At 65.9% G+C, this 19492-nt stretch carries 27 protein-coding genes and 1 riboswitch; of the genes, 14 read left to right on the plus strand and 13 right to left on the minus strand.

The window, feature by feature from the left end:
• Positions 1 to 11: 11 nt before the first annotated feature.
• Positions 12 to 1241 carry a saccharopine dehydrogenase family protein gene (locus tag BKG76_RS05700; protein WP_070936585.1) on the minus strand — a complete coding sequence of 410 codons (1230 nt, stop codon included), beginning with the start codon at positions 1239 to 1241 and terminating at the stop codon, positions 12 to 14.
• A gap of 106 nt (positions 1242 to 1347) precedes the next feature.
• On the opposite strand from BKG76_RS05700, the gene BKG76_RS05705 reads away from it, so the two are divergent.
• The 5 genes from BKG76_RS05705 (at position 1348) to sepH (ending at position 4083) form a co-directional block, all read left to right on the plus strand.
• The gene (locus BKG76_RS05705; RefSeq protein WP_070936586.1) at positions 1348 to 1692 is read left to right on the plus strand and encodes a YidH family protein; all 345 of its coding nucleotides are present in this window, start codon (positions 1348 to 1350) and stop codon (positions 1690 to 1692) included.
• Positions 1689 to 1997, plus strand: coding sequence for a DUF202 domain-containing protein (locus BKG76_RS05710; RefSeq protein ID WP_070936587.1), 309 nt, complete (start codon positions 1689 to 1691; stop codon positions 1995 to 1997). Before BKG76_RS05705 ends, BKG76_RS05710 begins: the two co-directional genes overlap by 4 nt.
• 89 nt (positions 1998 to 2086) lie before the next feature.
• Positions 2087 to 2563 carry a lipoprotein LpqH gene (locus tag BKG76_RS05715; protein ID WP_070936588.1) on the plus strand — a complete coding sequence of 159 codons (477 nt, stop codon included), beginning with the start codon at positions 2087 to 2089 and terminating at the stop codon, positions 2561 to 2563.
• A gap of 79 nt (positions 2564 to 2642) precedes the next feature.
• On the plus strand, positions 2643 to 3125 hold the full coding sequence (locus BKG76_RS05720; RefSeq protein ID WP_070936589.1) for a lipoprotein LpqH: 483 nt from the start codon (positions 2643 to 2645) through the stop codon (positions 3123 to 3125).
• Between the two features lie 151 nt (positions 3126 to 3276).
• Positions 3277 to 4083 carry a septation protein SepH gene (gene sepH, locus BKG76_RS05725; RefSeq protein ID WP_070936590.1) on the plus strand — a complete coding sequence of 269 codons (807 nt, stop codon included), beginning with the start codon at positions 3277 to 3279 and terminating at the stop codon, positions 4081 to 4083.
• Positions 4084 to 4095: 12 nt separating this feature from the next.
• Here the strand turns inward: sepH and BKG76_RS05730 are convergent, their stop codons facing one another.
• Genes BKG76_RS05730 through BKG76_RS05745 form a run of 4 tightly spaced genes read right to left on the minus strand, consistent with a single transcriptional unit; the run spans position 4096 to position 6954 of the window.
• Entirely contained in the window at positions 4096 to 4368 is a 273-nt protein-coding gene (locus BKG76_RS05730) for a DUF2537 domain-containing protein (RefSeq protein WP_070936591.1), read from the minus strand.
• Positions 4365 to 5177, minus strand: coding sequence for a TrmH family RNA methyltransferase (locus BKG76_RS05735; protein ID WP_070936592.1), 813 nt, complete (start codon positions 5175 to 5177; stop codon positions 4365 to 4367). The genes BKG76_RS05730 and BKG76_RS05735 overlap by 4 nt, the downstream gene beginning before the upstream one ends.
• Complete coding sequence (locus BKG76_RS05740; protein ID WP_070936593.1) at positions 5178 to 6488, minus strand: MFS transporter; 1311 nt, start codon at positions 6486 to 6488, stop codon at positions 5178 to 5180.
• Between the two features lie 34 nt (positions 6489 to 6522).
• Complete coding sequence (locus BKG76_RS05745) at positions 6523 to 6954, minus strand: Rv0880 family HTH-type transcriptional regulator (RefSeq protein WP_070936594.1); 432 nt, start codon at positions 6952 to 6954, stop codon at positions 6523 to 6525.
• Positions 6955 to 7047: 93 nt separating this feature from the next.
• On the opposite strand from BKG76_RS05745, the gene BKG76_RS05750 reads away from it, so the two are divergent.
• Positions 7048 to 7293 (plus strand): DUF2530 domain-containing protein, encoded by a 246-nt coding sequence (locus tag BKG76_RS05750; RefSeq protein ID WP_070936595.1) that lies wholly within the window; start codon positions 7048 to 7050, stop codon positions 7291 to 7293.
• Between the two features lie 42 nt (positions 7294 to 7335).
• On the plus strand, positions 7336 to 7797 hold the full coding sequence (locus BKG76_RS05755; protein WP_070936596.1) for an SRPBCC family protein: 462 nt from the start codon (positions 7336 to 7338) through the stop codon (positions 7795 to 7797).
• A gap of 72 nt (positions 7798 to 7869) precedes the next feature.
• On the opposite strand, the gene BKG76_RS05760 is transcribed toward BKG76_RS05755, so the two are convergent.
• Positions 7870 to 8607, minus strand: coding sequence for a DUF3027 domain-containing protein (locus tag BKG76_RS05760; RefSeq protein ID WP_070936597.1), 738 nt, complete (start codon positions 8605 to 8607; stop codon positions 7870 to 7872).
• 139 nt (positions 8608 to 8746) lie between these two features.
• Here BKG76_RS05760 and BKG76_RS05765 point away from each other — a divergent pair, with 139 nt between their 5' ends.
• Positions 8747 to 10279: an MFS transporter gene (locus tag BKG76_RS05765; RefSeq protein WP_070936598.1), complete on the plus strand. Its 1533-nt coding sequence runs from the start codon at positions 8747 to 8749 to the stop codon at positions 10277 to 10279.
• Positions 10276 to 10779: a DUF2771 domain-containing protein gene (locus BKG76_RS05770; protein ID WP_070936599.1), complete on the plus strand. Its 504-nt coding sequence runs from the start codon at positions 10276 to 10278 to the stop codon at positions 10777 to 10779. The genes BKG76_RS05765 and BKG76_RS05770 overlap by 4 nt, the downstream gene beginning before the upstream one ends.
• Here BKG76_RS05770 and BKG76_RS05775 read toward each other — a convergent pair.
• Both BKG76_RS05775 and BKG76_RS05780 read right to left on the minus strand, forming a co-directional pair.
• On the minus strand, positions 10776 to 11468 hold the full coding sequence (locus BKG76_RS05775) for a DNA alkylation repair protein (RefSeq protein WP_070936600.1): 693 nt from the start codon (positions 11466 to 11468) through the stop codon (positions 10776 to 10778). The genes BKG76_RS05770 and BKG76_RS05775 overlap by 4 nt on opposite strands.
• 28 nt (positions 11469 to 11496) lie before the next feature.
• Positions 11497 to 11910: a cold-shock protein gene (locus BKG76_RS05780; protein WP_070936601.1), complete on the minus strand. Its 414-nt coding sequence runs from the start codon at positions 11908 to 11910 to the stop codon at positions 11497 to 11499.
• 92 nt (positions 11911 to 12002) lie between these two features.
• On the opposite strand from BKG76_RS05780, the gene moaA reads away from it, so the two are divergent.
• From moaA to BKG76_RS05805, 5 genes are all read left to right on the plus strand, one after another.
• Positions 12003 to 12995, plus strand: a complete 993-nt coding sequence (gene moaA / locus BKG76_RS05785) for a GTP 3',8-cyclase MoaA (protein WP_070936602.1) — start codon at positions 12003 to 12005, stop codon at positions 12993 to 12995.
• On the plus strand, positions 12996 to 13244 hold the full coding sequence (locus BKG76_RS05790; RefSeq protein WP_070936603.1) for a MoaD/ThiS family protein: 249 nt from the start codon (positions 12996 to 12998) through the stop codon (positions 13242 to 13244).
• Between the two features lie 291 nt (positions 13245 to 13535).
• Positions 13536 to 13714: riboswitch (cyclic di-AMP (ydaO/yuaA leader) on the plus strand.
• Positions 13715 to 13726: 12 nt separating this feature from the next.
• Positions 13727 to 14827, plus strand: a complete 1101-nt coding sequence (locus BKG76_RS05795) for a transglycosylase family protein (RefSeq protein WP_070936905.1) — start codon at positions 13727 to 13729, stop codon at positions 14825 to 14827.
• A gap of 127 nt (positions 14828 to 14954) precedes the next feature.
• Positions 14955 to 15749 carry a class I SAM-dependent methyltransferase gene (locus tag BKG76_RS05800; RefSeq protein WP_083337918.1) on the plus strand — a complete coding sequence of 265 codons (795 nt, stop codon included), beginning with the start codon at positions 14955 to 14957 and terminating at the stop codon, positions 15747 to 15749.
• Positions 15750 to 15754: 5 nt separating this feature from the next.
• Positions 15755 to 16462, plus strand: a complete 708-nt coding sequence (locus tag BKG76_RS05805; RefSeq protein WP_070936605.1) for a class I SAM-dependent methyltransferase — start codon at positions 15755 to 15757, stop codon at positions 16460 to 16462.
• Between the two features lie 4 nt (positions 16463 to 16466).
• Here the strand turns inward: BKG76_RS05805 and BKG76_RS05810 are convergent, their stop codons facing one another.
• The 5 genes from BKG76_RS05810 to BKG76_RS24760 form a co-directional block, all read right to left on the minus strand.
• Positions 16467 to 17768 carry a lipase family protein gene (locus BKG76_RS05810; protein WP_070936606.1) on the minus strand — a complete coding sequence of 434 codons (1302 nt, stop codon included), beginning with the start codon at positions 17766 to 17768 and terminating at the stop codon, positions 16467 to 16469.
• Between the two features lie 87 nt (positions 17769 to 17855).
• A complete protein-coding gene (locus tag BKG76_RS05815; RefSeq protein WP_070936607.1) occupies positions 17856 to 18284 on the minus strand; it encodes a molybdenum cofactor biosynthesis protein MoaE in 429 nt (142 codons plus the stop codon).
• Positions 18284 to 18760, minus strand: a complete 477-nt coding sequence (locus BKG76_RS05820) for a MogA/MoaB family molybdenum cofactor biosynthesis protein (protein ID WP_070936608.1) — start codon at positions 18758 to 18760, stop codon at positions 18284 to 18286. The genes BKG76_RS05815 and BKG76_RS05820 overlap by 1 nt, the downstream gene beginning before the upstream one ends.
• On the minus strand, positions 18745 to 19260 hold the full coding sequence (gene moaC / locus BKG76_RS24250; protein WP_109420586.1) for a cyclic pyranopterin monophosphate synthase MoaC: 516 nt from the start codon (positions 19258 to 19260) through the stop codon (positions 18745 to 18747). The genes BKG76_RS05820 and moaC overlap by 16 nt, the downstream gene beginning before the upstream one ends.
• Positions 19261 to 19264: 4 nt before the next feature.
• A complete protein-coding gene (locus tag BKG76_RS24760) occupies positions 19265 to 19438 on the minus strand; it encodes a hypothetical protein (protein ID WP_052511072.1) in 174 nt (57 codons plus the stop codon).
• Positions 19439 to 19492 lie beyond the last annotated feature (54 nt).

Here is a 19492-nt window from a genome sequence, read left to right on the forward strand (position 1 = left end):
CAGCGGTCGAATCATGGCAGCCGTTCCTGCTCAACCAGGTACGGCGAGACCCCGTCGGCACACCCCAGTGCCACCCCGAGGTCGGCGAAGAAGCGCCCGGGCTCGATGACCGCCTCGGGGGGATGCACTCCCGGGCGGCGCACCGACCCGTCAATCACCTGTGCCATGCCCAGTGCTAGCGGCACGCCGGTGATGCAAGCCATGTCGCGTAGCGCATTTCTGATCGGGTGTGACTGCGGCCCATCGAGATTCATCCGTGCGAGCACGGTGCACCGATCTCCGTTCCGCCCGCCCGTGACCGCAGCGAAGAACGGCGGAAGCGAACCCGGCCCCCGTAGACGAAGCGCCTTGAACCCCGACCGCACCGTGCGCCGCAATCCGGGCACCGCGAAGGCGCGCGCCGCCTCTTCCCTGGTGAGCAGGCCCGCATCCATATCACGACGCAACGTGTCGAGATATGCCACCGTCCAGGGTTTGATGACCATCAGATTCAACGCACTACCACTGGGTTTCAGGGTGCGCTGCAAGGTGATCGGCTCCGGATGACCTATCGAGTAGGCGGTGCCCCGTTGCCCTGCAGGCAATTCCAACGACACCGGACTCAGCGGGCGCTTCTCGACGAGCCGTCCGCCGCCCACGCCGCTGATCGTGCCACTGGCCTGCTCCATCCAATGCACCGCCGCGGCGGTGGGCCGGCCGTCGGGGCCCAGCAGTTGGGACTTCCCTTCGGTGTCCGCACCGCTGCCGCCCACATCCACCGGCCACGCCGTGTAGACGTCGTGGACCGCATCGAGTTCCGACGCGGCGACGGCCGCCAGCAGGTTACTGATGCCCGGGCTGGCGCCCATACCGATCACCGCACATACCTCGCGCGCACGCGCCTCCTCATCGAGTTGGAGCATCTGCAACGTCGGTTCCCAGTCATCGCAGATATCGAGATAGTGCGTATCAGTCTCGATCGCGGCGCGCAGCACCGTCAACCCGAAGCGGAAATACGGCCCCACGGTATTCAGCACAAGATCAACCGGCTCCAGCGCCGCTCGCAACGCCGCCTCGTCCGTGACATCAACCTCGAGTGCACCGAGTGCGACGCGCCCCCCGCTCAGCCTGCGCACCAGATCCTGGGCCGCACCGAGGTCCCGATCGGCAACAACAATCTTCTCAACACCCGGTATGTCGAGCGCGGTGCGTACGGCTACCGCGCCCATGGCACCCGCGCCGCCCAAAGCCAAAATCTCCATGCCACCATCATAACTATCAAATTCGAAACTATCGTTTTTATTTTGATAGATAGGGCAGGTTTCGAACGGCCCCAGCGCCCGCGCCGCGCTCGGTAAGTTGGGCGGAGTGACGGAACCCCCTGAGGATCAGGAGATCGACTACCGATTCACGCTCGCCAACGAGCGCACCTTCCTGTCATGGATCCGCACGGCGCTGGGCCTGCTTGCCGGTGGCGTAGCGGTACAGACCCTGGTGCAGCCGTTCCATCACGCAGGTGTCCGGCACGCGCTCGCGGCCTCGTGCTTGGCTCTCGCGGTGGTGGTCTCGATCGGCGCCTATGTGCGCTGGCGTGATGTCAAGGACAGGATGGACCACGCCCAACCGCTGACAGGCACGCTGCTGGTACCACTGGTCGCCGTCAGCGTCGGCCTGATCGCCATCCTTGCCTCCGTTGCGGTCTTCTATCGATGAACGCCGCCAGCGCGACGCACGCCGTCGAACGCACCGCGCTGGCCTGGCGGCGCACCGGATTGACTGCCGCGGGAACCGCCGCCGTGTTCATGACCCACACCCTGCTCAACAAACAGGCCATGGGAGCGTCTTTGATCGCGACCGCGATAGTGCTCGGCATCGTGGCGATCAGCACGGCACGTCACTTTTCACTGGAACGCGGGCAATGGCATCGCGGCAGCAAACCCATCGCACTGACCACCGCGGCAGTGGTCCTGATTGCCCTGTTGTGGGCGGGCATCGATATCTCAAATCTGGATACGTAGGTATACCCGCGTTCCGCGTACCGCACTCTTTTGCCGCCCCATACTTTGTCCTGTTCGGCTCCACCCCCATCACATATAAGGAGAACGCTATGAAGCGTGGGCTTGTGGTCGCCATTGGCGGCGCGGCGATTATCGCCGCAGGTCTGGTCGGTTGTTCGAGCGATAAGGACAAGCCCGAGACCAAGGGCACCACCGTGAGCAACGGCGCCGGCGCGGTAGCAACGAATAGCAGCGCCAAGGTCACCATCGACGGCAAGGAACAGAAGATCGAGGGCGCGGTCGTCTGCCAGGCCTCGAACGGCAATGTCAACATCGTCATCGGCAGCGGAGCCCAGGGCTTTGGCGCGGTGGTGACGGACGGCGATTCTCCGACAGTGAAGTCTGCGGGCCTGGGCAGCCTCAACGGGCAGTCCCTGGCATTCTCCGCGGGCACTCCCGGCGCCAGCGCAAAGGCAACCAAGGACGGCAAGATGTACCACATCGAAGGCACCGCCATCGCCGTGGACATGGCCAACCCGACGCAGCCTTCCAACAAGCCCTTCGAAATCGAGGTCACCTGCCCATAGCCGCAAGCAGTCACGATCTAGCCGGGCAGCACCGCCGTGTTGCCCGGCTAGTCTGTATCGGGACATCAAGGGGGACACCATGAAACGAATGCGGGCCGTCGTCGTCGGCGTGGCTATGTTGGCGGCCACCCAGTCCGGCTGCGCCACAAGCACGCGGATCACGAAGATCACCGATACCGCCACCAGCCCTGCCAAGCCCGGACAGTCCAGCAAGCCGGAAGGCGGCACCGCGACGATGATGGTCGGCGCCCTGGCCGTGGTAGCCGGGGCACCCGTCAGATGCGACACGTATGAGCACAGAACGTTCATCAGCGTCGTGAAGGACCCCGATGCTCGCGGGCTGACTCTCACGGGAGAGCCACCCGCACTCGAGACCGTCAACCTGGGCGAGGTCAACGGCCGCAAATTCATGTACTACGAACTACTCAAGAAAGACGGCGAGAGCGCCAGCCTCACCCGAGACGGTAAGCACTACACCGTCAAGGGCACCGTGTGGGGAAGCGCCGACCAGGGAACGGGCGGCATGATCCAACCGTTCCAGGTCGACGTCACGTGCCCCTGACGGCAAACAACATCTGCCACATACGTCACATAGCGCGAACTACCCGTAAAAGCAAGTAGGGCCCACCCCCGCGTGTCACCAGGGAACGGCCCTCTACCTGCACTAAGGTCGCGAAGAACTGGGTTATCCAGTCCAGGGCGAGGAGGTCAACATGCGCGAACTGAAAGTCATCGGCCTGTCAGCCGACGGCAAGCGGGTGATCTGCCAGGACGCCAACGGCACCGACAGATTCGCGATCGACGCCGACGACAAACTCCGTGCAGCCGCGCGGGGCGATCTGTCTCGCCTGGGGCAGATCCAGATCGAAATGGAGAGCTCGTTGCGACCCCGGGAAATTCAGGCCCGCATCCGCGCCGGCGCTACTGTCCAACAAGTCGCTGCCGCCGCCGGAGCCGATGTCTCGCGAATCGAGCGTTTCGCCCATCCCGTGTTGCTGGAGCGCCAGCGCGCGGCCGAGATGGCCTCGGCGGCACACCCCGTCCGCAACGACGGCCCCGCTGTCAGCACGCTGGCCGATACCGTCGCCGGCGCAATGTTCGGACGCGGACTCGACCCCGACGCCATCGAATGGGACGCCTGGAAGGTCGAGGACGGCCGCTGGACGGTTCAGCTGCAATGGCGTGCGGGCCGGTCGGACAACAAGGCGCATTTCCGGTTTACTCCCGGGGCCCATGGCGGCACGGTGACGGCGCTCGACGATTCCGCACGAGAGCTGATCGATCCGACGTTCACCCGCAGCCTGCGCCCCGTCGCGGCGGTCGCTCCACTGCTGCCCGAGCCCGCGCCCGAGTTGTTCATCGAACGCCCCGCGCCGCTACCCGAGCCGGAGCAGGTGGTGGTCGAGGAAAATGCCGACAACTCGCCGGCTCCCACGCCGCGTCGCACACGACGGAACAAGCCGGCCGTACCCACGTGGGAAGACGTGCTGCTGGGCGTTCGTTCCAGCGGTCAGAACTAGCAGCGCCGCGCCCTAGGTGATCAGCGCGGTCACCACCGCGGCCACCCACCCGCCGGCCACGCCGATCGCGATGCCCAGCACAAACCATCGCAACACCGGGCGCTCCCGCCAGCTCCACAATGTTGGCGAAAGCCCGCCCACGGCAACGACGTTGAGCAGAATAGCCCACAGCGGATGCACATGGACCAGGCCAAGGCTCAGCACCACCACACCCACCGCGACCACGACGGCCACACACATCGACGAGACGATGCCCTCTACCCACGGGGTGTCGGAGTCGGTCATGGCGCGAGCCTAGCGCGCTCATAGAACGCCAACGCCGCGGCGGTGGCGACGTTCAACGAGTCGGTGCCATTGGCCATGGGGATGCGCACGCGCACATCGCTGGCACGCAACGCGACATCGGTCAGCCCCGGCCCCTCGGCGCCCACCATCAGCGCCACCTTCTCGTCCCGCAATGACGGGATCGCATCGGACAGGGCCTGCGAGTCGCCGGCCGGAGTCATGGCCAGCAACCGAAATCCGTTGTCCCGCAGCCTGTATAACGACTTCGGCCATTCCGGAAGACGAGCGAAGGGCACCAACAACGCATGCCCCATGGACACCCGTACCGCCCTGCGATAGAGCGGGTCGGCGCAGCCGCTGCCGAAAAGCACGGCATCGACCCCCATTCCGGCAGCGTTACGGAAGATCGAACCCAGATTCTCGTGATCGTTGACGCCCTCGAGCACCGCCACGGTGCGAGCGCTCTGCATCAGTTCGGCCGCCGACAGCTCCTCGGGGCGACGCGACGCCGCGAGCACCCCACGATTGAGATGGAAGCCAACGACTTCCGCCATCACCTCGGCGCTGGCCCGGTAGTACGGAACGTCAACCGGTTTGAGATCGGCTGCCAACTCGGCCAGGCGACGATCGGTACCCAGGAGCGCGAAGGGCTGGAAGCGCGAGGCCAGCATGCGCTGCGCTACCAATACGCCCTCGGCGATCACCAGCCCCTTGCCGCTGGGCAGATCGGGCCGGCGGTCGACGCTGTTGAGATCGCGGAAGCTGTCCAAACGCGGATCGGCCGCATTGTCGACGTCGATGACCAACATCTAGGCCCGCCTGCCCAGCGGAGTCGGTTCGCACACCGGGGTTGCGGCGGGAGCGGGTGGGACAACACCGCTGCCTTCCGGAACCTCTTCGGCGACAACCGGACACGGATGCCAGCGCAGATACACCGCACACGCCAGACCCGCGGCCAACGACACCAACCCACCGACCAACAGCGGCATACGGCCGCCGTGAAGATCTGCCAACCAACCCACCAGCGGGCTGCCCAGCGGAGTCCCGCCCAGGAATGCCACCATATAGATGCCCATCACCCTTCCCCGCAGCTGCGAATCCACGGACAACTGAATGATATTCATCGCCGATGTGGTGAACGTCAGCGCCAGCAGGCCCGCCGGGACAAGGGCGAGCGCCACCGACAGATAGGTGGGCATCACACTGACAATCGCCTCGGAAACTCCAAAAGCCATTGCCGCGCCGTAGAACAACGTCATACGCACCTTCCTGGTGCGGCGGGCCGCGAGGGTGGCACCGAGCAGCGTGCCGGTGGCAAGGGCCGTGGACAGCAGCCCGTACGACTCCGCGCCCCGGCCGAAGGTCTCCCGGGCCAGCACCGCAAGTGTCAGCGAGAAGTTCAGCCCGAAGGTCGAGACCAGGCACACCGTCAGCATGATCATGAACAGGTCGCGCCGGTGCCACACATAGGAGAAGCCCTGGCGTAGTTGCCCCTTCGCCGCAGGCACAGGATCACTCTGGTGCAGCTCGTCTGGTCGCATGCGCCACAGCGCGATTCCCACACCGATGAAGCTGACGAAGTTCAACAGGAAGACCCAGCCGGTACCGACCAGACCTATCAGCACGCCGGAGATCGCCGGCCCGATGATGCCGGCGAGATTGAACACCATCGAATTGAGCCCGACCGCGTTGGGTAGGCGTTCCGGGCCCACCATCTCGATGGTGAAGGACTGGCGGGTGGGTGCTTCGATCGCCGCGGCACATCCCATCGCGAAGGCCACCGCCATCACATGCCAGATCCGGACCAGTCCGGTGACCTGCAACAGGCCCACGGTCAACGCGAACAGCGCCATCAGCGCCTGGGTCACCATGAGCATCCGCCGCTTGTCGTAACGGTCGGCGAGCATCCCGCCCCAGACCGAGAGCAGCAGCGTCGGCCCGAATTGCAGGGCCATCACCACGCCGAGCAGGAAAGCGTTGCCATGGGAGAGGTCCAGCACCAGCCAGTCCTGCGCCACCCGCTGCATCCAGGTGCCGACGAGCGACACCATCTGGCCGCTGATCCACAACCGATAGTTACGTGTGCGCAGCGATACGAATATCCCGCCGCGGTCAGCCACGGGAGTTTATTTTAGAGACTAACGAGGTTGTCAGCTAACCGTTTTCATTGACCAGTGCCGACAACAGGTCGGTTGCCTGCCGCAGAATCGCTCGTTGATCCGGGGTGAAATCCGTCAGGTGCTCGCGCAGCCATTCCTCGCGGGCGCTGCGATCGGCCTGCACAATGTCCGCTCCGGCCTCCGACAGCGAGACGACCACCTGGCGTCCGTCGGTCGGATGTGCCGAGCGCTCCACCAGCCCGAGCTCGGCCAACGAAGCAATCACCCGTGTCATCGACGGCGGTTGCACGCGCTCGCGTGCGGCCAGCGCACCCGGGGTCATCGCACCCTCGTTCAGCAATGTGGCCAACGCCGACAGCTGCGTCAACGAGACCGGGGAGTCGGCACGGCGAAACCGCAGATGCCGGGCCAGTCTGATCACAACAAGCGACAGATCGCTGGCCAACCGGGCGTCGGGGTCGCTCACGGCCCAAACCTTACGGCACGTCCAGGGCTTTCACAGCGACTGAGCCGACTAAGCCGTCGCCCGGTGTCGTCGCCCGCGTATGCTCCGCATCTAGTGGACACCCCCGCGCCCCAACCTCCCCCGCTGCCGGCCGCATTGCTCAATCCGTGGCCGGTCGTCGTCACAGGCACCGTGCTGTGGCTGATTGCCAACGTTCTTGCCTTCACCATCCCCGCGTTCGAAAGCTGGCGTCCCGTCACGCTCGCCGGACTCGGTACCGGCGCGCTGGGCACCACCATCGTCCTGTTGCAGGTACGGGCGGCGCGGCGCGGTTCACGCGGCGCGCAAACCGGCCTGTAGCCGAAATCCGCAACACCACCCTGAAAAAAGAGGAGCCATCCCATGCCCAACGCGTCATTGCTGGAAACTGCCATCGAGATCAATGCGCCCGTGGACAAGGTGTGGGGTTTGATCTCCGACTTCGAGAACATGCCGCGATGGAGCCCGCAGACCCGCAAGATGTTCGTGCGCGGCCCCGTGCAGGCAGGCACCAACGTCATCAACTACAACCGCAAGGGCTGGAAGGTGTGGCCGACCCGCGCCGTGCTGACCGCCGTCGAGCCCAACAGGCGCCTGGCCTGGCACATCAAGGACAACCTGAGCGAGTGGAGCTACGACCTGGAGCCCACCGCCGCCGGCGGCACCCGGGTGACCGAGCGCCGTGTGCTGGGCGAGAAGCGGTCGGCCATCTCCACCAACCTGCAGAACCTGATGTTCGGCGGCACCGAGGTGTTCGACGAGGTGCTGCTCGAAGGCATGCGAACCTCACTGTCAAAGATCAAGGCCGCTGCGGAAGGCGTCTAAGCCTTACGCCGAGTGCGAGCGTGACGCGGATTTCTTCGCAGATTTCCGCGTGCGGCTCGCACTCGATGGCGATCAGTCAGCCAGATCCAGCACGCCGTCGTCGAAGGGCTCGTACAACGGCATGGCCGAGTTGGCCGGCTGTGGCGTATCGGAATGCGCGCCGCAGCCGTACTCGATGTGCACGACGTGTCCGTCGGCCGACATCGAGTTGGCGCACACGCCGAAGGCGACGCCCAGTGATCCGGCCAGCGGCAGGTAGAAACCGCAGGACCGACACACCCTGCGGGTGGCACGGGCCATCTCCGTATCGGGCCCCCAGTCGCCGTCAAACCACCGCTGTGCGGCATCGATGCGTCCGGTCAGGCTCAGCACCTGCTTACGCCCCAGCCCGATCTCACCAGCAGTCTCGGTGACCTGCGCATCTCCGCCGTCGGTGTACCCAGGCACCAGCCGGGGGTCATTGGGCGGCGGCGCGAGCAGATCGCCGGGGCTCAAATCGCCGGGGCGGATTCGCTCGTCCCACGGAATCCAGTTCGGGGCACGCAGCGCCTCGGTGCCCGGCACGAGCACGACTTCGCTGACTGTGGCGACGGTGGCGCCGGGTGGCGCGGCCATCACCACTTCCCAGTGCCAACCGCGGTACCCAGGCAGCTCGGCCTCGAAACGGTGGGTCAGCGCATGTAGATCGCTGTACTCGGAGGAGGCCCCGAGGTACTTGCCCACGGTCTCCCCACTGAACTCGACAATGGCCGTACGTGCCTGCTCGATACAGGTGTACAGGGCGTCGCGGCCGGAGATAGTGATGTCCATCGCTGACCATCCTCTCACCGTGAGGGACAATCGATGCGTGCGGGACGACTACGCGCGGTTCGGGAACCGCCACGGCAGTAGCGACTCCCCATCTCGGCGCCCTAACCAGGATTCGCGCGACGCCAATTCCCACCCGGGTATGGCCAACTATCCGACGGGCTCATCGAACCGCTATCTGCCGCCGCTCGGCGACGAACGTCGTGAGCGGGTACGCCGACAACCCCCGCCCGAGCAGGACAACCCTCAGAAGCTGACGGTCACCCGGGTCGCCGCAATGCGCAGCCGCGAGATGGGCTCCCGCATGTACGGGCTGTTCCACAAGGCCGCAACGGCCGACGGTGCCGACAAGTCGGGCCTGACCGCCCTCACCTATCCGGTCATGGCCAACTTCGCGGTGGACGCCGCGATGGCGGTGGCCCTGGCCAACACACTCTTCTTCGCCGCTGCCACCGCCGAATCCAAGAGCAAGGTGGCGCTGTATCTGCTGATCACGATCGCGCCGTTCGCCGTCATCGCCCCACTGATCGGCCCCGCACTGGATCGCCTGCAACACGGGCGCCGGGCCGCGCTGGCGGCCTCGTTCGGGCTGCGTATCGCGCTCGCTGTCATCATGATCGCCAACTACGACGGCGCCAGCGGCGGCTTCCCACCCTGGGTGCTGTATCCGTGCGCGCTGTCAATGCTGGTGCTGTCCAAGTCTTTTGGCGTGTTGCGTAGCGCCGTCACGCCGCGTGTGCTGCCACCCACCATCGACCTTGTTCGAGTCAATTCGCGGCTCACCACCTTCGGCTTGGTCGGCGGCACCATCGTGGGCGGCGCGATCGCCGGAGCCTTCGAGCTCGCATTCACTCGGCTGTTCCACTTACCTGGAGCGCTTTTCGTCGTGATGGCGGCCGCGGCCGTCGGCGCCTGGGCATCCATGCGCATCCCGAAGTGGGTCGAGGTAACCGCCGGTGAGGTGCCTACCACCTTTGGCTATCACGGCGACGACGGCGAACATCCCACCGTGCTGCTGCGGCGCTCCCACAAGCAGCAGGACAAGGTCCGTCAGCCGCTGGGCCGCAACATCATCACCGCCCTGTGGGGCAACGGCACCATCAAGGTGATGGTGGGGTTCCTCACCCTGTACCCGGCGTTCGTCGCCAAATCCCATGACGCACACGGATTCCAACAGCTCGCCATGCTGGGCATGATCGGCGCCGCCGCGGGTATCGGAAACTTCGCAGGCAATGCCACCAGCGCCCGGCTCAAGCTCGGCCGTCCCGCCCTGCTCGTGGTGCGCTGCGCCAGCGCGGTGACGGTGGTGGCGCTGGCAGCGGCCATCGCCGGCGTCCTGGCGGTGGTGGTGTTCGCGACACTCGTGACATCGGGAGTCAGCGCTATCGCGAAGGCATCCCTGGACGCGTCGTTGCAGGACGACCTGCCCGAGGAATCCCGCGCATCGGCGTTCGGGCGGTCCGAGGCGCTGCTGCAGCTGTCCTGGGTGCTCGGCGGTGCGATCGGCGTGATGATCTACACCGATCTGTGGGTGGGTTTCACGGTGATCTCGGCGGTGCTCCTTCTCGGTCTGGCGCAGACGCTGGCCAGTTTCCGCGGCGCCTCCTTGATTCCGGGCCTGGGCGGTAACCGCCCGGTGATGGCCGAACAGGAAGGTGGCAAGGTACACGCGTGAAAGCGAAACTGACGGCGCTGGCCGTTGTCCTGGTGCTGACTGCTGCCGCCATGGTCGGGTTCATCGCCTGGCAGCTGCACGGGTATAAGGATGAACGGCCCGAGATCAGCGCTTTCACCCATGGCACCGCGATCCATGCCGCGCCCTATCAGTACTGCGACAAGAACAAGTTGGATCAGTGCGACCCGCTCGGGCATACCGTCGAATTGGCCGTCAATGCTCATGAGCCCGTACAGCTTTCGGTTGATGGACGGATTGCCAAGGCGCCGTGGATGCTGTCCAGGATCTATGCGCCGGCGGGCGATACCGACCACAAGCGGGCCGAGTCGAGCGTGTACCGGGACCATCGGACCGCCGTGACGATCCCCACGGTCGACGGCGACGGAGGGCGACTACTGGGGCTGGAGATCAAGCTCCCCACGGTGGTTCAGACCGAGACGGGCGACCTGTTGGAGGTCACCCACGCCGTCTGGTCGGTCGCGACCGTCTGGAAGGACTAACGCCGCGCGCGATACTTCGCGCGCACCTCGGCGTCCAGATGTTCGGTGGCGTAGCTGAGTGCGGTGCGGCCCATGGCCGCTGCATGCTCGTCCAGATATCCGAGAAGAACCTCGGCACCACAGCGCTTTCCGGCCTCGCGGAGCATCCAGCCGTAAGCCTTCTGAATGAGGTCACGACGGTCCTCGATCACCAAGGGGGCCACGGCGAGGAGCGGCTCCGCATCTCCGCGCTTGGTGAACGCGAACGTACCGATGATGCCCACCCGCCTGCGCCACAGGTCATCGTCGGCGGCCAGCTCCAGTAGCGGCGAATAGCTTTGGCCGACAAGCCACTCGCCGACAAGCTGTTCCGCCGAGGAATCGACAAGGTCCCAGTTGTTCACCCGGCCGGCACGAACCTGCTCCAGATACATGTCCACCCAAGCATCACGCTCGACGCCGGTGGCGTGCCCGAACTCCCAGACCGCCAAGACGAGCGCGGTCAATCGGTGCTCATGCACATCGCTGGCAAGCAGCCGCGCCACCTCGTCACATCCGATGCCACGGAACTGCCGCGCGAGCGTGCGTTGATCGGGTACGGATACGCCCACAAAGACGTCGCCCTCGCCGTACTCGCCGGGCCCGGTCTTGAAGAACCGCGCCGACTTCTCGGCACGATCGGAATTACCAGCGGCATCGAGCGCCGCCATCACATCCTCGGCGCGGACGGATGTCAGGTCAGGCGTCCAACTCGCTGGCGACGGCGCGCACAACCTCGGACACCTTGCGGGCGATCTTGCGGTCGGGGTAGCGCCCCTTGCGCAGCTCGGTCTGCACCGTGCCCTCCAGCAGGGTGATCATGTCCTCGATCATTCCGTGCAGTTCGTCAGTGGTGTGCTTGTGATTGACCGGCCCGCTGCTCTCGCGGCGCGTCTTTTGCACCGACGGCGGCGCGTCGATCAGCTTGACGCTCAGCGCCTGCGGCCCACGACGGCCGGCGGCCATGCCGAACTCGACCTTCTGTCCGGCCTTGAGCCCCTCAACGCCGGCAGGCAGCGCCGAGGACCGGACGTACACGTCCTCGCCGTCCTCCTGCGACAGGAAGCCGAAGCCCTTCTCGGCGTCGTACCACTTGACCTTGCCGGTTGGCACTGCACTCACCTCACATGATTAACGCGCCCCAAATAGGACGCGGTGACTGGTCATCCTACTCGGCTCGCGCAAGTGGTCGCTACGCTGGACTTATGACCCCGTTGATCGATTCATTCGGCCGCATCGCGACCGACTTACGGGTGTCTTTGACCGACCGGTGCAATCTGCGCTGCACGTACTGCATGCCCGCGGAGGGACTGGACTGGTTGCGCAGCGAGACGCTGCTCACCACCGACGAATACATCCGGCTCATCGGTATCGCGGTGACCGAGCTGGGGATCGACAGCGTCCGATTCACCGGCGGGGAGCCGCTGATTTTCAAGGACCTGGAGTCGCTCGTCGCCCAGGTCGCGACCCTGTCACCGCGGCCAGACATCGCGCTCACCACCAACGGCGTCGGTCTGGACCGCAAGGCCGCCGCGCTGCGCGACGCCGGGCTGAACCGCATCAACGTGTCACTGGATACGTTGGACGCGAATCGCTTCGCCGCGATCACCCGCCGTGATCGGCTATCCGATGTTCTCAGGGGCCTGGATGCCGCACGTTCCGCCGGACTGTCACCCATAAAGATCAACGCGGTGCTGACACCCGAGCAATACAAAGAGGACGCCCTCGCGCTGCTTCATTTCAGCCTCGACCACGGGTATGAGCTGCGCATCATCGAGCAGATGCCGTTGGACGCCGGGCACAACTGGAACAGGGACCGCATGGTGACCGCCGACGAGATCCACGCGGCACTCAGCCGGGAGTTCTCACTGAGCGAGGACCCGGCACCCCGTGGCAGCGCCCCAGCACAACGCTGGCTGGTGAACGGCGGTCCCGCGACGGTCGGAATCATCGCGTCGGTGTCCCGGCCGTTTTGTGGGGATTGCGACCGCACCCGGCTGACGGCCGACGGGCAGGTGCGCAATTGTCTGTTCGCCACCACCGAGACCGATCTGCGGGGTCTGCTGCGCTCGGGGGCCGACGACGCCACCGTGGCATCGGCGTGGCAGGCGGCCATGTGGGGCAAGAAGCCGGGACACGGCATCAACGACCCGTCCTTCCTGCAACCGGACCGCCCCATGAGCGCGATCGGCGGTTAGGTGAGTATCCGTATCCGGTATTTCGCCGCCGCCGCGGCCGCGGCGGGGCTTCAGGAGGAGTCCGTCGAGCTCCCCCCAGGGGCATCATTCGACGATTTGACGCGTCATTTGGCGACGAAGGGGCCGGAACTGGAACGCGTATTGGCGCGTTGTTCCTTTCTCTACGACGGCGTGGCCGTGCGCGACCGCTCCAGCCAGCCCGAATCCGGCTCTGTCGTGGACGTTCTTCCTCCGTTCGCTGGTGGATAGAAGTCCGCTGGCCCATCCACTTCTTAAGGAAGCTCTAAGGCTTCTCTGAGAGTTGCATATAAGTATCGCCGAATAATTTCGTGATCTACGACACATCTCAAAAGGTCACAGCAAGATCACGGCGTGGACACGGGGCAGTGGAGTCACGCAATAACCTGCACAGACCCCACCCCCGCCGGGAATAAACGCACCGAGCCGTGGACGAAACACCGTGAAATGTCCAACATGACGGGACGCGCATCGGCACGTACCGTCATCCGAAGTCCATACCCGCGCACCGAGCTCCGTCCCTCGGGTATGGCACCTCGTCGGTAAACCAAGGGACGGAGGCGGGGGACCCATCCGCCGGAGATCCACCCGATCTCCAGCACGAACCTTGATGGTTCTTGGGGTGAAGCCCGGGCAACCGGGCCGAGCGACCTCTCGTTCGAACCCGACAGCTGACCTCGCAGGTGCGTCACAGAGAGGAACACGACGGATATATGAGCGGACGGCACAGTAAGCCCAGCAAGGCTGGCGCCAAGGCGGCCAAGGTCGCGGTAGCAGGCGCAGGTCTTGTCGGCGGAGGCCTGATGATGGCCGCGACGGCTGCAGCAGCCACCGACGGCGAATGGGATCAGGTCGCACGCTGCGAGTCGGGCGGCAACTGGGCCATCAACACCGGTAACGGGTACCAGGGCGGACTACAGTTCTCGCCCAGCACCTGGATCAACAGCGGTGGCGGTCAGTACGCCCCGTCCGCTCACCTGGCCACCAAGGACCAGCAGATCGCGGTCGCCGAGAAGGTGCTCGCAGGACAGGGCCGTGGCGCCTGGCCGGTCTGCGGCCGTGGCCTCTCCGGTTCCACCCCCCGCACCGCTCCCGCGGCCAACATCACCCAGGCCTCGCACCACGAAGAGCAGGCCGCCGAGCCCGCACCGGCCCCCGAGCCCGCTGCCGAGGGCGATGAGCAGATCGTCGCCGAGGCCCCCGAGGCTCCGGCCATCGACGAAGCGCCCGCCCCCGCGGAGGCTCCGGCCCCCGAGGCCCAGGATGTCGACTTCCAGTCCGGCCCCGCACCGGCGCCCGAACCCGAGCCCGCCCCGGCGGATGAGGCTCCCGCGCCCGAGCTGATCGCCGCTCCCGCACCGGAGGCTCCCGTCGTCGACGAGGCTCCGGCTCCCGACGCGGCTCCGGCTCCCGAAGCCCCCGCCGCCGACGACCAGGTGCTGCCGTACGAGTTCCAGTCCGGCCCGGCCCCCGCCGAGCCCGCACCGGCCCCCGAGCCCGCCCCGGCGCCCGCACCTGCCGCGGCCGACATCCCGCTTCCCGCGGGTGTGCCGGACACGGCAGACATCGGGTTCGCCGCAGGCAAGGCAGCATTCGATGCCGGTCCGGTCGCCTCTAACGGCATCCCGACGAGCCCCGAGGCAATCGCGGGCGTCGTCCGGCACCTGCCCGACCCCAACAACCTGCCTCCCGGCACCACCGACGTGGCGCCCGGCGACAGCCGCGGAGTGTCCTACCTCAAGGACATCGTCTTCGCGATGCAGACGCAGGATGTCAAGGCCAGCGACGCGATCCTCGCTCTGGCGCAGCGCTAACACACGCATCTCGACAATCGCCCCGGCCCTCACGGCCGGGGCGATTGTCGTTGTGGGGTAATCCTTTCGGCGTCCGGGCCCAGCCCTTGTCAAGGGGGTTGACGTGCCAGATTCGAGGCGTACCTTGGTGACCATGACGGCATCGGCCACGCCTCCAGAGGTACCAAGCCAAGAAACATTCGAAGCGGTCTACAACGGCAAGCCCATGTTCGAGGGCGCCCCCGCCGCAGGTGTCCCATGGGATATCAAGGACGCACAACCCCGCATCAAGGAGCTCGCCGCCTACGGCGCGCTGCACGGCGAGATCTTGGATATCGGCTGCGGCCTCGGCGAAAACTCGATCTATCTCACGCAACAAGGCCTGTCGGTCACCGGGCTGGACTTCTCCCCCTCGGCCATCCAACAGGCGAAGCAACGCGCCGCCGCAGTGGGCGTCAGCGTGAACCTCGAGGTTGCCGACGCCACCAAGCTCGACGGCTGGGATGGAAAGTTCGACACCGTGATCGACAGCGCGGTGTATCACTGTTTTAACCACGAGGGGCATCAGCAGTACGCGAACGCCCTGCACCGCGCCACCCGACCGGGAGCGCGGTGGTTCATCGCCTGCTTCGGCGATGGATCGGTGAACGGCATCACGATGCCGTTCGGCGTACAAGATCCCGAGGAGATCAGGGGCGTACTGGCCGAGGCTCACTGGAACATCCAATACTTCGGCAGGACAACATATCTCGGATCCAGAGAAGCGTTTGTCGGCGCCGCGCTGGCCGGTATCGATCCCGAGCAGATGCCCGCCGACATGCGCGGGCGCTTTGCGCGGCCCGGGGTGGCCGCACAAGCACAGCAGACCTTCGAGCGTCTTCAGCAGCTCGACGACGACATGATCCACATGCCGTTCTTCAACATCGTCGCGGAAAGGGGCTAGACGCCATGAGCGCACCTACACAGAACATCTTCGAAGATCTCTATCGGGAGAGCCTCCATGAGGGCGGTCCCACTGTTCCGTGGGATTCCAAGGACGCCAAACCCCGCATCAAGGAGCTGGCCCTGCTCGGCGCGGTCCGCGGTGACGTCCTGGATATCGGCTGCGGCCTCGGGGACAATGCCATCTACCTTGCCCAGCAAGGATTTAACGTCACAGGATTGGATTTTGCCCCCTCGGCGATCGAACAGGCCAAGGACCGGGCGGCCGCGGCCGGTGTTGCCGTCGACTTCCATATTGCCGATGCGACCGAGCTCGATGGCTGGGACGCAAAGTTCGACACTGTGATCGACAGCGGTGTCTACCACTGCTTCGACGACGAGGGCCACGTGAAGTACGCGAGCGCACTGCACCGTGCCACCCGGCCCGGAGCACGATGGTACATCTGGTGTTTCGCGCAGGGCGGAGTGCACGGCGTGCCCACACCCTTCCAGAATGCACAGCGGGCCGAGGAGATCGAGCAGGTGCTTGGCTCCAACGGGTGGTCGGTGCTGCAGATCAACCCGACGACGATGAGCGCACCAAAGGCCGAATTTCTCAACGCGATTCGCGGCTCCTACCGCGGCGACCCGGCCGTGCTGGACCGGCTGGAGCGCGATGTCAACGATCCGCTGTTGCACATCCCGGTGTACACGGTGATCGCCGAACGGGCGTAGCGGGTTAGAGCAGGCGGCCCGAGAGCACGCGGGCCGCTGCCCCCGACATCACCGCGATGGTCCACAGCGCGGGAGTGGACGCCAGCATGGATCTCACAGTGCACGTACCGGATTCGGGTTCCATGCCTTCCAGGCGCTGCGCTAGCCAGCGCAGGGCCGCGGGTGCCCCCAGCACCACCAGCGAGAGATGCTCACTGAGCTGATCGCGTCGGTATGTGACATCGGTGCCGTGCGTCGCGTAGAAGTTCACCTGGCGGTCCACCTCGTCGATGCCGACGAGCTGGTCCCGCACCGCGGTATAGACGTAGACCGGGCAGGTTGGCGCCACCTTACCCAACCGCAGGTCCTCACTCATGGCGGCGAGCCCGGGCAGCGCCATGAGTTCGGCGATGGGCCGGTCCACATAGCGATCGAGACTGCGCATCGCGTATCTTCCGACAGCCTGACCCGTCGATAGCCCACGCACGGTGGTCATGATCTTCTCGCCCTGCGGCGTAAGGTGCGCCGTGAGAACCGAATCCAACGCGGGATAGCTTCCGCGCAGGGCAGAGATCGCGGCAATACCCAGCCCGGCGAACAGTCCCCCATCGGCCCGTTCCAAGATCTTGCTGGGGTCCGAGGCCGGTGAACCCAGTGCCGCCGCGACGATGTTGAGTTCGGGGGCATAGTTCGGCGCCATCTCCGCCGTCCATGAACTGGCAAGCCCACCACCGGAATAGCCCCATAGCCCGATCGGCGTATCGGCCGGTAGTCGTAGTTCCGCAAATCGCAGGGTGGCCCGCAGACCGTCGAGTACGTGATAACCAGGTTGGCGCGCAACGACATAACGCCCAGCTTGCCCGCCATGGTCGGCGACATTCACGATCCATCCCTGACGCAACGCGGCCGCCATCAACAGCAACTCGAGCTGCGGGTTGCTGAACGGTCCGCGCGCACCCTGCAGCAGGCAGTACGACGGAAAGCAAGATCGCTCACTGGAGTTGATCGCACATTGGTACGCCAACAGGCGGGGAGAGCGGGGCTCATGGTCGGCCGGCACCAGCACGGTGGTGGTCGAGACTTCAGGGGCGCCATCCGGATCGGTGGTTCGGTACAGCAGCTGCCACGCCGTCACCCGCTGGCGCAAGCGCCCCAGGAATCCGATGTCCACGGGACGGGCATGCAGGACCGTTCCCGGCGCCGTGTCCTCGAAGCCGTCCGGCGGAACATGGAAGGGGTCATCGCTCGGGCGCGCCGGACGCGTGCCCGGGTGCGCGAAGGTCCGCGGCGCGGGCGCTGCATCGTGGCGGCGCACAGGAATGCTCATGAACTATCGAAGCTAATGCACCCACCGCGATGACAATCCGCTGATCTGGGTTTTTAGGTATCAGACCCCAACCGGAGCCCGGATTTTTCAGGCCGAGCCCACCCACTCGTCGCTGCCGTCGGCGAAGAACTGGTGTTTCCACACCGGCAGCGCGGCCTTCACGTCGTCGACGAGGCGCTGACAGGTGGTGAATGCCTGCCGACGATGGTCGGCGCTCACCGCCACCACGAAGGCCGCCTCCCCGACCGCCAATTCACCGATGCGATGACTCACCGCGACGGCGCGCACACCCTCTGCCTGCGCCGCGATGCCTTCCACGACATCGGCGAGCACCTGCGCGGCGGACGTATGCGCCGAGTACTCCAGCCGCAGCACCGTCTTGCCGCCATCGTGGTCGCGCACATTGCCCACGAATCCGACTGTGGCTCCCGCGGATTCGTGATCGACGAGCCGTTCATGCTCGATCAGCGAGATGGGTTCCGCGGTCAACAGCGCACGGGTGACGCTGGCGCTCATCAGTGATCACCCCCGCCTATCTGGTCCAGGGCGTGGTCGAGCACATCGCCGAGCACCGCGAGCCCGTCGCGCACCCCACCGGTGGAGCCGGGCAGGTTGACCACCAGGGTGCCTCCGGCGACCCCGCAGACGCCGCGGGACAGGATGCTGGTGGGTACGGCCGGCAGCCCGGAACGTCTGATGGCATCGGCCAGCCCGGGGATCTGATAGTCCAGTAGCGCGGCGGTCTGTTCGGGGGTGGCATCGGTGGGCGAGAGCCCGGTGCCGCCGGTGGTGATGACGAGCGACACCCCGAGCGCGGACCGTATCGCCTCTCCCACCGCGTCACCATCGGGCACGACGATCGGTTCTTCCACCCGGAAGCCGCGTGTACCAAGCCATTCGGCAATCACGGGCCCGGTCTTATCGGGATATTGGCCGGTGGCCGCCCGAGTGGACGCCACGACCACCCGCGCAGATCTCAGGGCCGGGTCCATGTTCCGGTCTTGCCGCCCTCTTTGCGCAGCACCCTGACGTCGTCGATGCGCGAGGCGGGATCGACGGCCTTGACCATGTCATGCAATGTCAGCCCGGCGACCGTCACCGCGGTCAACGCCTCCATCTCGACCCCGGTGCGGTCGTTGGTGCGGGCGACGGCGGTGATGTCGATGTGGCTGTCGGCGATATCGAAGTCGACGTCGATGCCGGTGAGCGGCACCTGATGGCACAGCGGGATGAGTTCGCTGGTGCGTTTGGCGGCCATGATGGCGGCCAGCCGGGCGGTGGCAATGGCATCACCCTTGGGCAGGGTGCCCGCGGATGTCCCGGTCAACAGTCCGATCACGTCCGGAGTGGTGATGAAGCGTCCCGCCGCGACGGCCTCGCGCGCGGTGGCCTGTTTGGCCGACACGTCGACCATGTGCGCAGACCCGTGCTCGTCGATATGCGAGAGACCGTCGGGCTCGGATGAGCCGCTTGCGCGAAGACTCTCGGGCACCGCTCTACTTGTTGATGACGGTGACGGGGTGAACGTAGGGCACGGACGCCACGGGGAACTCGAGGTCGCCGAAGGGTGAAAGCGCTCCGGTGCGGTCGGCCGCCAGTTCGGAGACGGCGTGCTCGCCGTCCACGTGCGCGGGCCAGCCGTTGTCGACATATTGCTCTTTGTCAGCCACGCAGCCATTGTGGCAGGCCGAGAGGCCGACGGCGAACCCAACCCGCCTCTACGC

The sequence above is a fragment of the Mycobacteroides franklinii genome (genome assembly GCF_001853795.1).
In the GTDB taxonomy this organism is placed as follows: Bacteria; Actinomycetota; Actinomycetes; order Mycobacteriales; family Mycobacteriaceae; genus Mycobacterium; species Mycobacterium franklinii.

Bases quoted from the DNA above. Each gene is read 5' to 3' on its own strand.
- BKG76_RS05805 (WP_070936605.1), top strand. From the start codon at position 15,755: ATGAGCGCACCTACACAGAACATCTTCGAAGATCTCTATCGGGAGAGC.
- BKG76_RS05755 (WP_070936596.1), top strand. From the start codon at position 7,336: ATGCCCAACGCGTCATTGCTGGAAACTGCCATCGAGATCAATGCGCCC.
- BKG76_RS05775 (WP_070936600.1), bottom strand. From the start codon at position 11,468: ATGGCGGCGCTCGATGCCGCTGGTAATTCCGATCGTGCCGAGAAGTCG.
- BKG76_RS05765 (WP_070936598.1), top strand. From the start codon at position 8,747: ATGGCCAACTATCCGACGGGCTCATCGAACCGCTATCTGCCGCCGCTC.
- moaA (WP_070936602.1), top strand. From the start codon at position 12,003: ATGACCCCGTTGATCGATTCATTCGGCCGCATCGCGACCGACTTACGG.
- BKG76_RS05715 (WP_070936588.1), top strand. From the start codon at position 2,087: ATGAAGCGTGGGCTTGTGGTCGCCATTGGCGGCGCGGCGATTATCGCC.
- BKG76_RS05820 (WP_070936608.1), bottom strand. From the start codon at position 18,760: ATGGACCCGGCCCTGAGATCTGCGCGGGTGGTCGTGGCGTCCACTCGG.
- BKG76_RS05815 (WP_070936607.1), bottom strand. From the start codon at position 18,284: ATGAGCGCCAGCGTCACCCGTGCGCTGTTGACCGCGGAACCCATCTCG.
- BKG76_RS05720 (WP_070936589.1), top strand. From the start codon at position 2,643: ATGAAACGAATGCGGGCCGTCGTCGTCGGCGTGGCTATGTTGGCGGCC.
- BKG76_RS05760 (WP_070936597.1), bottom strand. From the start codon at position 8,607: ATGGACATCACTATCTCCGGCCGCGACGCCCTGTACACCTGTATCGAG.
- BKG76_RS05810 (WP_070936606.1), bottom strand. From the start codon at position 17,768: ATGAGCATTCCTGTGCGCCGCCACGATGCAGCGCCCGCGCCGCGGACC.
- BKG76_RS05700 (WP_070936585.1), bottom strand. From the start codon at position 1,241: ATGGAGATTTTGGCTTTGGGCGGCGCGGGTGCCATGGGCGCGGTAGCC.
- BKG76_RS05735 (WP_070936592.1), bottom strand. From the start codon at position 5,177: ATGTTGGTCATCGACGTCGACAATGCGGCCGATCCGCGTTTGGACAGC.
- BKG76_RS05710 (WP_070936587.1), top strand. From the start codon at position 1,689: ATGAACGCCGCCAGCGCGACGCACGCCGTCGAACGCACCGCGCTGGCC.
- BKG76_RS05795 (WP_070936905.1), top strand. From the start codon at position 13,727: ATGAGCGGACGGCACAGTAAGCCCAGCAAGGCTGGCGCCAAGGCGGCC.
- sepH (WP_070936590.1), top strand. From the start codon at position 3,277: ATGCGCGAACTGAAAGTCATCGGCCTGTCAGCCGACGGCAAGCGGGTG.
- BKG76_RS05730 (WP_070936591.1), bottom strand. From the start codon at position 4,368: ATGACCGACTCCGACACCCCGTGGGTAGAGGGCATCGTCTCGTCGATG.